This window comes from Saccharopolyspora galaxeae (assembly GCF_016526145.1).
Taxonomy (GTDB): Bacteria; Actinomycetota; Actinomycetes; order Mycobacteriales; family Pseudonocardiaceae; genus Saccharopolyspora_C; species Saccharopolyspora_C galaxeae.
The window spans coordinates 40,760-54,619 of sequence record NZ_JADDUE010000009.1 but is presented as its reverse complement, the minus strand read 5'-3'; the positions used below and the strand labels follow the sequence as shown (position 1 = coordinate 54,619).

11 protein-coding genes are annotated in these 13,860 nt (G+C 71.4%); 4 read left to right on the top strand and 7 right to left on the bottom strand.

What is annotated here, in order from left to right:
* Positions 1-7 precede the first annotated feature (7 nt).
* The 3 genes from meaB (at position 8) to INP57_RS20460 (ending at position 3,790) form a co-directional block, all read left to right on the top strand.
* Positions 8-994: a methylmalonyl Co-A mutase-associated GTPase MeaB gene (gene meaB, locus INP57_RS20470; protein WP_200071904.1), complete on the top strand. Its 987-nt coding sequence runs from the start codon at positions 8-10 to the stop codon at positions 992-994.
* Between the two features lie 283 nt (positions 995-1,277).
* Positions 1,278-3,359, top strand: a complete 2,082-nt coding sequence (locus tag INP57_RS20465) for an ATP-binding protein (RefSeq protein WP_200071903.1) — start codon at positions 1,278-1,280, stop codon at positions 3,357-3,359.
* 65 nt (positions 3,360-3,424) lie between these two features.
* Positions 3,425-3,790, top strand: coding sequence for a GntR family transcriptional regulator (locus INP57_RS20460; RefSeq protein WP_200071902.1), 366 nt, complete (start codon positions 3,425-3,427; stop codon positions 3,788-3,790).
* A gap of 110 nt (positions 3,791-3,900) precedes the next feature.
* Here the strand turns inward: INP57_RS20460 and INP57_RS20455 are convergent, their stop codons facing one another.
* Both INP57_RS20455 and INP57_RS20450 read right to left on the bottom strand, forming a co-directional pair.
* Positions 3,901-4,737, bottom strand: coding sequence for a phosphotransferase family protein (locus INP57_RS20455; protein ID WP_200071901.1), 837 nt, complete (start codon positions 4,735-4,737; stop codon positions 3,901-3,903).
* Positions 4,738-4,785: 48 nt separating this feature from the next.
* Positions 4,786-5,412 carry a DUF305 domain-containing protein gene (locus INP57_RS20450; RefSeq protein WP_307850189.1) on the bottom strand — a complete coding sequence of 209 codons (627 nt, stop codon included), beginning with the start codon at positions 5,410-5,412 and terminating at the stop codon, positions 4,786-4,788.
* Between the two features lie 111 nt (positions 5,413-5,523).
* Here INP57_RS20450 and INP57_RS20445 point away from each other — a divergent pair, with 111 nt between their 5' ends.
* Positions 5,524-6,978 (top strand): LVIVD repeat-containing protein, encoded by a 1,455-nt coding sequence (locus INP57_RS20445; protein WP_233627965.1) that lies wholly within the window; start codon positions 5,524-5,526, stop codon positions 6,976-6,978.
* A 94-nt stretch (positions 6,979-7,072) separates the two neighbouring features.
* Here the strand turns inward: INP57_RS20445 and INP57_RS20440 are convergent, their stop codons facing one another.
* From INP57_RS20440 to INP57_RS20420, 5 genes are all read right to left on the bottom strand, one after another.
* Positions 7,073-9,262 (bottom strand): putative bifunctional diguanylate cyclase/phosphodiesterase, encoded by a 2,190-nt coding sequence (locus INP57_RS20440; protein ID WP_200071898.1) that lies wholly within the window; start codon positions 9,260-9,262, stop codon positions 7,073-7,075.
* A 215-nt stretch (positions 9,263-9,477) separates the two neighbouring features.
* Entirely contained in the window at positions 9,478-10,368 is an 891-nt protein-coding gene (locus INP57_RS20435) for an oxidoreductase (RefSeq protein ID WP_307850188.1), read from the bottom strand.
* Positions 10,369-10,564: 196 nt separating this feature from the next.
* A complete protein-coding gene (locus INP57_RS20430; RefSeq protein WP_200071897.1) occupies positions 10,565-11,272 on the bottom strand; it encodes a M50 family metallopeptidase in 708 nt (235 codons plus the stop codon).
* A 140-nt stretch (positions 11,273-11,412) separates the two neighbouring features.
* Positions 11,413-12,735: a M20 family metallopeptidase gene (locus INP57_RS20425; RefSeq protein WP_200071896.1), complete on the bottom strand. Its 1,323-nt coding sequence runs from the start codon at positions 12,733-12,735 to the stop codon at positions 11,413-11,415.
* Positions 12,736-12,889: 154 nt separating this feature from the next.
* Positions 12,890-13,639, bottom strand: a complete 750-nt coding sequence (locus tag INP57_RS20420; protein WP_200071895.1) for an EI24 domain-containing protein — start codon at positions 13,637-13,639, stop codon at positions 12,890-12,892.
* Positions 13,640-13,860: the final 221 nt, after the last annotated feature.

Below are 13,860 nucleotides of genomic sequence, written 5' to 3'. Positions count from 1 at the left end.
ACCCGTGATGCCGCGCGAGATCAACGTCGAGGATTACGCCAAGGGCGTGCTGGAAGGTTCCCGCACGAAACTGGCGCAGGCGATCACGCTGGTCGAGTCGACCAAACCGGCGCACCGGGCCAAAGCGCAGGAATTGCTGGTGCAGCTGCTGCCGCACAGCGGCGGGGCGCACCGGGTGGGGATCACCGGGGTGCCCGGCGTCGGCAAGTCGACGTTCATCGAATCGCTGGGGACGTCGCTGACCGCGGCCGGGCACCGGGTCGCGGTGCTCGCGGTCGACCCGTCGTCCACCCGCAGCGGCGGCAGCATCCTCGGCGACAAGACCCGGATGGGGACGCTGGCGGCGGATCCGGCCGCGTTCGTGCGCCCCTCCCCCTCGGCCGGAACGCTCGGCGGGGTCGCGCGCGCCACCCGCGAGACGATCGTGCTGATGGAAGCCGCGGGCTTCGACGTGGTGCTGGTGGAAACGGTCGGCGTCGGGCAATCCGAGGTGACCGTGGCCGGGATGGTGGACTGCTTCCTGCTGCTGACCCTGGCCCGCACCGGCGACCAGTTGCAGGGCATCAAGAAGGGCGTGCTGGAACTCGCCGACCTGGTCGCGGTGAACAAGGCCGACGGTCCACATGAGACGGACGCGCGGAAGGCGGCGCGCGAGCTGCGCAGCGCGCTGCGGCTGCTCACCCCGGTCAGCGCCTCGTGGAAACCACCGGTGCTGACCTGCAGCGGACTGACCGCGGCGGGGCTGGATTCGCTGTGGGAGCAGGTCGAGCAGCACCGCGCCACGCTCGCCGAAACCGGCGAGCTGGCGCAGAAGCGCAGCCGCCAGCAGGTCGAGTGGACGTGGTCGCTGGTGCGCGACCAGCTGATGGCCGAGCTCACCGCCCATCCCGGCGTCCGAGCCATCGTCGAAGATGTCGAAACCCGCGTCAGCCGGGGCGATCTCACCGCGAGCCTGGCGGCCCAGCAACTCCTGCAAGCCTTCGACCGCGAATGACGATTCCCCCGGCCGCCCGCCCGCGCGCGGCGAAACCCACCACTGCGCGGAGTTGAATCCGTCCCGGCGTTCGCTGTTCCGGTTGCAGCCTCCCGCTGCACACTGCGTCCCTCGCGCAAGATCTCCGGCCCCGGCGGGATTCGTCCGGCCGGGTGCGGACGTTCGGGTGGCGGCATTGGCCCGTACGGTCGTTTTTCCGGAAATTCCGGGAAGTTCCGCGCCGGCGGTCCGCGGCGGAGGGCGATCATGCGAGGTGTTCGCTGCCTTTCGGTTGGGGGTCGGCATGGGCGACGGGGCCTCGAACGTCTTCTCCGGGAATGCGCGCAACGTGGTGCAGGCGCAGCACATCTACGGCGGTGTGCACCTGCACCAGCCGGAAGTCCCGGTGCCGCGGCAACTTCCGCAGCGCGTCACGCACTTCACCGACCGCGAGGCGAGCCTGACCGCGCTGGACTCCTGGCTGGCCGAACCGTCCGACTCCGCCGCACCGACCTGGTTGATCGTCGGTTCCGGAGGCGTCGGCAAGACCTCGCTGGCCGCGTTCTGGGCGCACCGGGTGCGGGACAGCTTCCCCGACGGCGACCTCTACGTGGACTTGCGCGGCTACCACGTCAACCGCAGGCGCGACGCGGACGAGGCGCTCGACGAGGTGCTGCGCGCGCTGGGCGTGCCGAGCGAACGATTACCCGTCGACGCGGCCGCGAAGGCCACGATGTACCGGACCATGCTGCACGGTCGCCGTATGCTGATCGTGCTCGACAACGCTGCCGCCGCCGAGCAGATCCGCCCGTTGCTGCCCGGTTCTCCGGACTGCCGGGTGCTGGTCACCAGCCGCAGCCACTTGACGAGCCTGACGACCAGGGAAGGAGCCGGCCGGATGTCGCTGGACGTGCTGCCCCCGGACCGCGCGGTCGAGCTGCTGCGCAGGACCGCCGGAGCCGACCGGGTCGACGCCGAGCCGGACGCGACCGCCGAGCTCGCCCACTACTGCGGATACCTGCCGCTGGCGCTGCGCATCGCCGCCGAACGGCTGGTGGCCGGCGCACAGCTGCGGATCGCCGATCTCGTCGCGGAACTGGCCGACGAACGAGAACGGCTCGACGCGCTGGCCATCGACGAGGACGAATTCACCACTGTGCGCGCGGTTTTCTCCTGGTCGTACCGTTCGCTCGCGCCGGAGGCGGCACGGCTGTTCCGGCTGCTCGGTCTCGCCGAGGGCGCCGACATCGGGTTGGACGCCGCAGCCGCGCTGGCCAACATCTCCCGACCCAAGTCCCGCAGGCTGCTGGAATCCCTGACCGGTGCTCACCTGCTCGACGAGCACCAGCCGCAGCGCTACCGCTTCCACGACCTCGTCGGCCTCTACGCCGCGGAATGCGCGCAGTACGACGAGAGCGCCGAGGAACGCGACGCGGCCGTCCGCCGCCTGCTGTCCTGGTACCTGCACGCGACGATCGGCGCGTCCTGGAAGGCCGAGCCGAGCTTCACCCGCCTCCCGATGCAGCTGCCGGATTCCCCGGGATCGGTGCCGGAATTCACCGATCGGCCGACGGCTTTGCACTTCTACGACGCCGAACGCGCGAACCTGCTGGCCGCGGTCCGGCAGGCCGCGGACCGCGGCGAGCACGTTTTCGCCTGGCAGCTGCCGGTGGCGATGTTCGCCTTCATGCTGGCCCGCAGGCCGGTGGCCTACTGGCTGGAATCGCATCGCATCGGGCTGGCCTCGGCCGCCGCGCTCGGCGATGAGCTGGCCGAGGCGTGGCTGCTGACCAGTGACTCCATCCCGCGCAGCACGCTGCAGCAGCACCAGGTGGCGCTGGCGGAACTGCAGCGCGCGGTGCCGCTGTGGCAGCGGTCCGGCCCGGAGTGGGCGCAGGCGTGGGCGTTGCGCGACCTCGGCGGCGCGTACTACGCGCTGGGGCGCGACGAGGAGGCGAACGAGGCGCTGGAACGCTCGCTGAGCATGCACGTCGAGCTGGGTGACGAGTGGGGCGAGGCGACCACGTTGAGCGCGCTGGCCAAGGCCGAGCACCGCCTGCACCAGTACGACGAGGCGATCCGGCACCTGCAACGGACCATCGAGATCCGCCGCTCGCACGGCGACCGCCGCCTCGAGGGCAGCTGCCTGAGCGAGATCGGCCTGGTGCTCGGCGCCACCGGCCGCACCGGGGAAGCCGTCGAGCACTTGGAGCTGGCGCTGCAGCTGCACCGGGACGTGGAGTACAGCTACGGCGAGGCGCTGGACCGCGAGCGGCTCGCCGACATCTGGGACACCACCGGGCGTCCCGTGCAGGCCCGCGAGCAGCGCGGGCTGGCCGCGCAGCTCTACGACGAGCTCGGAGTCCCGCACGAACTCGCCGGTTGAGCCGCACCGGCGCGCGCGTTGCCGCGGTGCGACCGGTTCGACGGACTTGTTGCCACAATGGCTCCATGTTGGACCTGAGCGTGGAACCGGATTCCGGGGTTGCGCCGTTCGAGCAGGTGCGTTCCGGGATCGCCGAGCGGATCAACTCGGGTGCGCTGCCGGTCGGCGGCAAGCTCCCGACCGTGCGGGCGCTGGCCGCGGATCTGGGCATCGCGGCGAACACCGCGGCCAAGGCGTACCGCGAGCTGGAGCAGGCCGGGCTGATCGAGACCCGCGGCCGCGCGGGCACGTTCGTCAGCTCCACCGGTGACCGCAGCAGCAGGCGCGCCGCCGAAGCCGCCGCCGAGTACGCCCGCACCGTGCACGCTTTGGGCATCCCGCCCGCGGAAGCCTTGGCGATGGTCCGCGCCGCCCTCGACGCCCCGGCTTGACCCCGTTCCTCCAGGAGTGAACGGCCCGTTCGCCCAATCTAGCCGGGCGAACAGGTCGTTCACTCGGATCGCCGGGGGCGGGGCGAGTCGGCGAGACGCGAGCCGGCGCGTCACTCCGGCAGGTTCGCGACGAGTTCGCGCAGCGGTTCGGCGAGATCCGGGTGATCGCCCATGTCGACGCGGTGCAGGATGCGCGCCGCCGCGTAGCGCAGCGCGGTGCGGCCGTGCGGAGCCTCCAGCACGTCGGCGAAGGTTTCCCAGACCTGCGCGGCGGTGCCCGGCGTGAGCAGACTGTAGCAGTACAGCGAAGCCGCGTCCGTGCCCGCCGGGCCGCGCCCCCACAGCTCCCAGTCCAGCAGCCCGAACCGCGGCCGCAGCAGGTTCGCCCAGTGCAGGTCGCCGTGCACGGTTTCCCAGTGCTCGATGCGCAGGTCGATGCCGAGCGCGTCGTGCACGGCCCGCCGCATCGCCGGTTCGTCGTCGCGCATCCGCTCGGTCGCCACCTCGCGGACCGCGTCGATGGTGCCGCGCAACTGCTCCCACCACTCGGCGGGCAGGTCCAGTTCGGCGCGCAGCACATCGGTGTCCGAGCACCGCTGCCCGGGCACGAACGTCATCAGCTCACCGCGTTGCCGCCGCGCCTGCTCGACGTCCCATTGCACGAGGCCGAGCACCTTGGGCTTGCGCACGCCGGTGATCGCGTTCGAGTCGGCGTTGCCGGTCCACCAGTCCCCGTCGGCCCATTCGACCTGCTCGGACACGACGCGCAGCCACCTCGGACCTGAGGTGCTGCGCACGGCCGCGCTGATGGAGCGCAGCCGCCAGCCGAACACCGGCTCGCCGACCACCGCCACCTCGAAGTGCTCGGCGGCGCGGTCCAGGTTCTGCCGCATCCACTCGCCGAAAATCTCGTCGGCTTCTTCGCTGGGGGTGTCGTCCACGGCCATCACCCGATGATGTGGCATCGCGCTCGCGCGGGCGGGGCGGGGTGCGGATCAGTGCCCGTCCAGCAGCCGCCGCATCGCGGCGATCTCGTCGGTCTGGGTGGCCAGGACGTCCTGCGCCATCTCGTGCAGCTGCTCGTCGTGGCCGGTGGTGAGCAGGTCGGTGGCCATCCGCAGCGCGCCCTCGTGGTGCGTGGCCATCAGCCGCAGGAACAGCTCGTCGAAGTCGGCGCCGCGCGAATCCGCGAGTTCCCGCAACTGCTCCGGAGTGGCCATGCCGGGCATTCCGCCGTGTGCCGCGTGATTCCCGTGCCCGCCAGCGCCGTGCGTGCTCAGCCACCCTTGCATCGCACCGATTTCCGCGGGCTGCGCGGCGCCGATGCGTTCGGCCAGCGCGCGCACCCGCGGGTCCGCGGCCCGCGTCGCGGCGAGTTCGGTCATCCGCACCGCCTGCCGGTGGTGCTCGATCATCGAACCGGCGTAGGAGACTTCCGCGGCCATCGGCCCGTCATCCGCGCGGGCCTCGACCGAGCGCACGACGCGCGGTTCATCTCCAGGCGCACCGGGCAGCACCACTGGCGGCGAGGCCGAGGAAGTTTCCGGCTGCTGCGCCGAACAGCCGCTCACCACCCCGGTCAGCAGCAGGAAGGCGGCGAACACCGCGCGACGATCGGACACCGCGTCCCCCTGAAGACATCCGCCCGGCCTATTGGTCGAACCGCGGATTCCGAACATACTGATCGAATGCGGCGAGGGGTAGCCGCTGATCGAGGAAGTGGGGTGATGGTGTTGAGCTCCAAGCAACCGACCGGCCGCCGGTTCCGCGCGCTCGGCTCACTGGCCGCCGCCGTGCCGCTGCTGCTCGGCGTCCTGTTCGCGGCGCCGTCGTCGGCGACTCCGCCGAGCGAGCACCCCGAGCAGAACACCGCAGCGGCTTCGCGGGCACAGCCCGCCGATCCGGACCACAGCCCGAACATCGCGCACTTGGCGAATCTTCCGAAGCAGCCGCCGTTCGACAACATCGACGCCTACGGCACGGACATCGCGTTCCAGGGGGACCACGCCTTCGTCGGCAACTACGACGGGCTCGTCGTCTACGACGTCTCCGAGCCGCAGCGGCCGCAGATCGTTTCGCAGGTCTCCTGCCCCGGCGGCCAGGGCGACGTGTCCATTTCCGGGAACCTGCTGTTCGTCTCCACCGACTACCCGCGCAGCAACGACACCTGCAGCAGCGAGGAGACCGACGCCGCCGACCCGAACGGCTGGGAAGGCATGAAGGTCTTCGACGTCAGCGACCCGGCCGAGCCGCGCTACGTCTCCGCGATCCCGACCGACTGCGGCTCGCACACGCACACCCTGGTGCCGGACAAGGCCGGGGAGTCGGTGTTCCTCTACATCTCCTCCTACGGCCCGGCGCCGGAGTTCCCGCAGTGCAAGCCGCCGCACGACAAGATCTCCATCGTCGAGGTCCCGCTGGACGACCCGGCGCATCCCGCGCTCGTCGACGCACCGGTGCTGTTCCCGGACGGCGGCAACCCGGGCGCCGAGGGCGGCATCAGCGAAACCACGGGGTGCCACGACATCACGGTGTTCCCGGACAAGGACCTGGCCGCCGGAGCCTGCATGGGTGACGGAGTGCTGCTGGACATCTCCGACCGGGCGGCACCGAAGGTCACCGAACGGGTCCGCGACGACGAGAACTTCGCGTTCTGGCACAGCGCCACTTTCAACAATGCGGGCACGAAGGTCGTGTTCACCGACGAACTCGGCGGCGGCGCGGCCGCGACCTGCAACCCGGCCACCGGACCGCACCGCGGCGCGGACGGCGTCTACGACATCGTGGGCTCCGGGCCGGACGCGCAACTGGAGTTCCGCAGCTTCTACAAGCTGCCGCGGGCGCAGGCCGACACGGAGAACTGCGTGGCGCACAACGGTTCGCTGATCCCGGTTCCGGGTCGCGACATCATGGTGCAGGCGTGGTACCAGGGCGGTGTTTCGGTGTGGGACTTCACCGATTCCGCGCGACCGCACGAGATCGCGCACTTCGACCGCCCGCCGTTCGACCCGGGCGAGCTGCAAACGGCCGGTTCCTGGTCGGCGTACTACTACAACGGGCACATCTACTCCAGCGGCATCCAGGAAGGGCTGGACGTGCTGAAGATCCGCGATCCGCGCACCGACCCCGCCGAGCAGGTCCGGTTCGAGGAGTTCAACCCGCAGACCCAACCGGTCCACGCCGGCTAGTCCGAAGTGGACAGATGACGCGGGCAGCCGGCTCCCCGGCCGGCGGTCCGCTCATGTGCGCCTGCGGCGAACTCCTTCCGGAACGCGGCGGCGTTCACTCCCCGTCGGAGCCGGTGTGCGGCGCCTGGGGCGGGCCGAACGTTTCCAGCACTGCGGCGAATTCGCCCGCGGTCAGCGCTTCTCCGTAGCGCGGGCCGACGGCGAAGTCGCAGCCGAGCTGCTGCCACCACCGCGCCTGCTCCTCGTCGTGCACATCGCCCACGCACACCCGCACGTCGCTGTCCCGCAGCAGCCCAACGAGCTGGCGCACCGCGCGCACCTCCGGCTCGTCGTCGGCGCAGCGCCCGTTCACCAGCTCCACCAGTTCCACCGCGAGCCGCACACCCCGCACCGGAAGTTCCCGCAGCACCCGGAGTTCCTGCGGTGCGCCGCGGAACGAGTGCAGCATCGTGCGCACGCCCATCGACCGCAGCACCCGGATGTTCTCGCGGATCTCCTCCGGCGAGTTCATCACCGCGTCGGTCGGCATGCACAGGTGCAGCCAGCTCGCGTCCAGCTCGTCACCGGCTCCGAGCACGCCGCGCACCAGCGCCACCAGGTCGGGGTCCCGCGACTGGTTCGTGCTCAGCTCGATCAGCACGCAGGTGTCGTGCCCGGCGCGGCTCCACTCCGCGAGCTGCTCCCACACGCAGCGCAGCATCCAGTCCCGCAGTTCGAGCGTGACCCCGGAACCTTCCGCGAGCCGCAGGATCTCGGCGTGCTCCAGCGGTTCGTGCCCGTCCGGCTGCCAAGCCAGCTGCGCCTCGACCGACACCAGCGCACCGCTGCCGGTATCGGCGACCGGGCGGTAGCGCACGTCGAACCCGCCCAGTTCCAGCGCGCCAGGCATGATCGCGGCCAGCTTCGCCTCGGTGCGCTCGTCCGGGGCCACGTCCGGGTCGAACAGCGCCCACTGCCGCTTGCCGGCGATCTCGGCGCGGCGCAGCGCGACGTCGGCCTCCCAGATCATGCTCGTCGGGTCGCCGTCGGCGACGCTGCGGCGCACCACGCCGATGCTGGCCGAGGTGGCGATGCCGTGCTCGCCGATGTAGATCGGCTCGGAGAGCTCCTCGTTGATCAGTGCGGCGAACTCCGGGATCTGCGCGGTGCGCGGGGATTCCGCGACCAGGATGGCGAACTCGGTGCCGCCGAACCGGGCCACCAGCGCCTGTTCGCCTTCCACCAGTTGTTCCAGGCGGCGCGCGACCGCGCGGATGATGCTGTCGCCGACCTCGTAGCCGAGCCCGTCGTTGATCAGCTCGAACCCGTCCAGGCCCAGGTGGTAGAGGGTGAGCACGTCGTCCGGCGCGAGGTTGCCGAGCGCGGCTTCCAGCCGGGTGCGGAAGAACTGCCGGTTCGCCAGGCCGGTCATCGCGTCGTGCAGCGCCTGGTACTGGAACCGCTCCTGCAGCAGGTGCAGTTCGCTGATGTCCTCGACCATCGTGACGAAGTGCTTCGGTTCGTCCTCGGCGTCGCGCAGCAGCGACACCGCCAGGTACGTCCAAGCCTGCTCCCCGTCGGCGCGCAGCAGCCTGCGCCGCTCGCGCAGCCGTTGCGCCGGTCCGCCCTCGGCGAGTTCGGCGTAGGCGGCGGTGAGGTAGGCGGCCTCCTCCGGGTGGAACAGGTCGTGGATCGTCATCGAGAGCAGATCGGATTCGCGATGCCCGAGGGTTTCCGCCAGCGCCGGGTTCACCTCGACGAACCGGCCGTCCAGCGAGCAGATCGCCACGCCGACCGGGGTGCTGGTGAACACTTCGCGGAACCGCTCGTCGCTGGCGTCGCGTTCCCGGTCGGCGCGCAGCTTCGAGTGCAGCAGCGCCCGGGTGGTGAACTCCTCGCGCGCCACCGAGCGTTCGCGTTCGGCCGTGGCGAAACCCGCGGTGATCGCGGTGAGCAAGTGCATCAGGTGGCCCACCGCGCCGACGCTGGACTCGCCGACCACGTAGTCCCGGATGAGTTCGAGCGTGCGCGGCAACGCGCCTTCGCCGGTGGCGTGCAGGTCCACCAGCCGTTCGCCGACGGCATGGCCGGCTGCTTCGACCTTGCCGGGGTCTTGCAGCGCTTCGGCGAGCACGTCGACGAGTTCGGACAGCTGCCGCTGCAGCTCGTCCGGGGGCAGCGCGATGTCCGAGGTGTCCACCAGGCGCTTGGCCCACCGCAGCGTGAAGGTCCTGCGCCAGCCGGTGCTGTCCGGGCGCACGGCCGGCTCGGCCGCGGTCCCGCGCACCGGGGTCGGATCTCCCATGCTCAGCTCACCCGTCCATCGACCACCTGCCGGCTGATCGCGCACCGGCCGAGGCGGAGCGTTCCCGCCTCGAACATCGCCACCCCGAACATCGCCGACGTGTCGGCCAGACTACTGGGTGACGTCCAGCTCGCGGCGCGAAGTCGACCTCGCCCGAATGCCGGATCGGCCGTGCCACGTTCGTGATCATCATGCCCCGGATGGCCGGGAGATGATCACAGGGGCCGCTCGGCCGTCGTGCCCTCAGCGACCAGATCGTCCAGCTCCTGCACGTCCGCCTCACCCAGCTTCACCTGATCGGCCGCGCAGTTGCTCTCCAGGTGTTCGATCGAGGACGTGCCGGGGATCAGCAGCGTGTTCGGCGCGCGGTGCAGCAGCCAAGCCAGCGACACCTGGGCGGGTACCACCCCGAGCCGCTCGGCCACGCCGCGCACCACCTGATCGCCGAGCGCGCGGCTGTTCGGCTGGAACGCCGAGCCCAGCGGGAAGAACGGCACGAACGGAACCCCGAGCGCCGCGGTCCGGTCCAGCAGGTCCGCGGCGGCGCGGTCGACCACGTTGTAGGAGTTCTGCACCGCCGAGATCGGCGCGATCGCCCGTGCCTGCTCGAACTGCGCGAGGTCGACGTTGGACAGCCCGATGCTGCGCACCAGGCCCGCTTCGCGTAGTTCGGCCAGCGCGCCGACCTGGTCCTCCCACGGGATGCCTGGCTGTTCGGCGCTGTGCCGCAGGTAGACCAGGTCCAGCGCCTCCAGGTGCAGGCGGCGGAGGTTGTCGTGCACCTGCGCCCGCAGCGCGTCCGGGTGCACCAGTGGCGGCCAGCCGCCGCGGTGGTCCCGGTACGCGCCGATCTTGGTGGCCAGCAGCAGGTTCTGCGGGTAGGGCCGCAGCACTTCCGCGATCAGCTCGTTGACCACCCACGGCCCGTAGAAGTCCGAGGTGTCGATGTGGTCGATGCCCAGTTCCGCGGCTCGGCGCAGCACCCGCGCGGCGCGGTCCCGGTCGCCGGGCGGCCCAAACACGCCCGGCCCGGCCAGTTGCATGGCGCCGAAGCCGATGCGGTGCACCGGGCCGGCTCCGGGAACGTCAACAACGTCGTTCGTCACGCTGAAATGCTGCGGCACGCCTACCACGCGGAGCAAGAGCCGAGTTGACCACAATGGACTCCTCGGTGCTGCTGGGCTTGTTCGCGCAGGTGGCGGGGCTGCGGGCCAGGTGGCTTCGCTCGTCTCGGCGCCGCCGCTGAGCAGCCGACCGCGCAAGCAACCGGCACCGCCGCGCAAACCTTCCTGGACGGGCCCCTCAGAGCTGCGGGATCAGCAACAGCCAGCGGCCGCCGATCACCAACGCGGCGATGCCGATCAGGAACCAAACGCCGAGCCACGCCCCGGCGGGGACGCGGGTCAGCCGGGCGAGCTGGTCGGCGTCCGAGCTGGGCGCCCTGCCGCGATTGCGCTTGCCGCGCAGCTCAGCGATCGGGCGCAGTCCGCCGAGCAGCAGGAACCAGCTCACCAGCACGCAGCACACCGCCTGCCATGCGGGCGCGGCGAACCAGGACACCGCGAACAGCGCGCCGCCGGTGAGCACCACCGACAGCACCCCGTAGGCGTTGCGGATGGCCAGCAGCATGATCACCAGCAGCCCGATCGCCACCCACAGCGCTTGGCGGGCCAGGTCGAACCCGACCATGGCCGCACCGCCCAGGCCGAGCAGCGACACCGCCGGGTAGCCGGCGAACAGGGTGAACACCATGCCGGGGCCGCTGGGCCTGCCGGTGGACAGCGTCAGCCCAGAGGTGTCGGAGTGCAGCCGGATGCCGTTGAGGGTTCGGCCGCTGAGCAGCGCGACCACGGCGTGCCCGCCTTCATGGGCGATGGTGACCACGTTGCGCAGCAGCCGCCACGTGCCGTGGTTGCTGATCAGGCCGAGCGCCACCAGACCGAGCAGGAGGGTCAGCGCGCTGCCGGAGTCCAGCAGTTGCGCGGTCCAGCGCTGTACTAATTCGTCCACAGTAGACACACCTGGTCGGGGTTCGGGGCCGCGCCGATCCTACGCAGCGCCCGCGGAGGTTCCGCGCGGCCACCACACGCACCGTTCCGGGGCCGAGCTGGGCGACGGAGTCCATCACTCCGGGCCGGCGCGCTGCGGCCTCAGTCGAAGAAGGCCGGGACGTCCACGGAGCCGCCCGCGGACTCGAACTCCGCGTGCACGGCGCTGCGCAGGCGGTCGTCCGCGAGGTAGTCCAGCGCGGTCAGCGCCAGCCCGACCGCGCCGTCGAGGACCGCCCGATCCCCCGCCGCCGAGCCCGCGGCAGTGGCGAACCGGGCGGTGTGCAGCGAAAGTCCCGGGTCTTCGAGACCGATCATCGGATGCATCGCGGGCATCCGGAAGCTCAGGTTGCCCAGGTCGGTGGAGCCGGTCAGGTACTCCGGCACCACCCCGCGCGGCAGCGCGTTGCGGCCGCGCCGCCCCTGGTGCTGCGCCCACCGCGCGGACAGCGCCTGGTTGTGCCGGATCGGCAGGTACGGCACCTGCCGGTCCCAGAGCAGTTCCACTCCGCAGCCGGTCATCTCCGCGGCACCGCGCGCGATCGCTTCGATGCGCCCCGCCACGTCCCGCAGCGAACCGGCGTCGGCCGAGCGCACGTAGAACTGGGCGGCGGCCCGCTCCGGCACCACGTTCGGGCGCGCCCCGCCGTCGGTGATGATCCCGTGCACCCGGTCTCCGGACGGCATGTGCTGGCGCAGCGCGGCCACGCCTTGGTAAGTCGCCACGACCGCGTCCAGCGCGTTGCGGCCCATGAACGGCTGTGCGGAGGCGTGCGCGGCGATGCCGTGGAAGGTCACGTCCAGCTGCCTGCGGCCGAGGAACGGGTGCGCGGCGATGTCGTGCGAGAACGGGTGCAGCATCAGCACCGCGTCGACGTCGTCGAACAGGCCCGCGCGGGCGAGGATCTCCTTGCCGCCGCCGCCTTCCTCGGCGGGCGTGCCGAACAGGCTCAGCCGCCCCCTGGTCTGCTCCAGCGCGGCCGCCGCACCGAGGAAACCGCCGGTCGCCGAGGTGCAGATGATGTTGTGCCCGCAGGCGTGCCCGATGCCGGGCAGCGCGTCGTACTCGGCCAGCACCGCCACGTGCGGTCCGTCCCCGCCGCCGCGCGCGACCAGCGCGGTTTCCAGGCCGCCGGCTCCGACCTGCACGTCGAAGCCCTGTGCGCGCAACAGCTCCGCCACGCCCGCCACCGCGCGGTGCTCGCCGAAGCCCTCCTCGGGGTGGGCGTGCAGGTCGTGGCTGAGCTCCAGCAGCGGCTCGGCCAGTTCGCCGATGCGGCTCTCCGCGCGGGCGCGCAACGGCTCGGGCGCGCCGTCGAACTCGGAGCGGATCGGCTCGGCCGAGGCCACCGCGCGTTCGGTCGCCTCGGCGACCGCGCGCAGGTAGGAGTCGTCCGGTGCGGTGGGTTCAGCGTCAGCGGTCATTCCCGCACCCTAGGCGTCCGTGCCCGCGTTCCGGGCACGCCGCGTTCCGGCGCATGGAGCAGTGGACACCCGCCGGTACCGCGCGCCGCGGTCCGCGGGTCCTGTCAGCGGCGGAGCCGATGAGGTTCCGCCACCCGATCCGCTACGCAAACTGTTAGACGGTCTCCACGCCGTCCTCGAACCGGTGCGCCAGCAGCGTGCCGCCGACCACGGCGGACGGGATCACCACCAGCTGCAGCACCGGGATCAGGCACAGCAGGTAGGCGGGCAGCCCGAACCCGAGGGTCGCCGCCTTGTTCGCCCACAGCGACCGGTGCCGATCGCGCAGCGTGCGCCCGCGCCGCTGGAACACCAGCCCCACCATCTCCAGCGCCACCATCCAGGCACCGAACATCGCGCCCAGCACCGGGATCACGGTCTGTCCGAGCACCGGCACGAACCCGAACCCGAACAGCACGACCGCGCCGAGGGCGGCCACCGCCACGAGCTTGACCGAATCCCGGATGCCGCGGCCGAGTTGCCTGGCGAACCCCGCCCCGTCGGCGCGGTCGTCCAGCCCGAGCCGCTGCTCGGTGCGTTCGGCGATGTACTCGTAGAACGGGCCGCCGATCAGCAGCGTTAGCGCGATGAACGTGATCGAGGCCAGCAGCGCGGCGGCGCCGACGAGCACCACGCCGAGCAGCACCCGCACCGCCCGGCGCAGACCTTCGGCCCAGCCGTCCGCGAACGGGGTCATCCAGCCGACCAGATCACCGCTGAAGTACACCAGCGAACCCAGCGCGCCGACCAGCAGCACCGCGCTGATCAGCGCCGGGATCGCGCCGATCACCAGCAGCTTCGGCGAACGCAGGAGCACGCGGAAGCCGGTGCCGAGCGTGCGGGCACCGGTGAGGAAGTTCTGCACTGGTTCTCCTGGGACTGCTGTGCCGGAGCCCCCACGCTATCCGGTCCTCCTGGAGTGAACGGACCGTTCGTCCGAACCACTGGGGCGAACAGTCCGTTCACTGAGATCCGACCGCGGCGACCGGGCCGACCGGACCAACTCCTTACCCCGGCCGGGTGATCCACTGCACTATGCCGTAACACTGGTCGGCCAGCGGGTATCGGACTCCGCACGACTCGCGA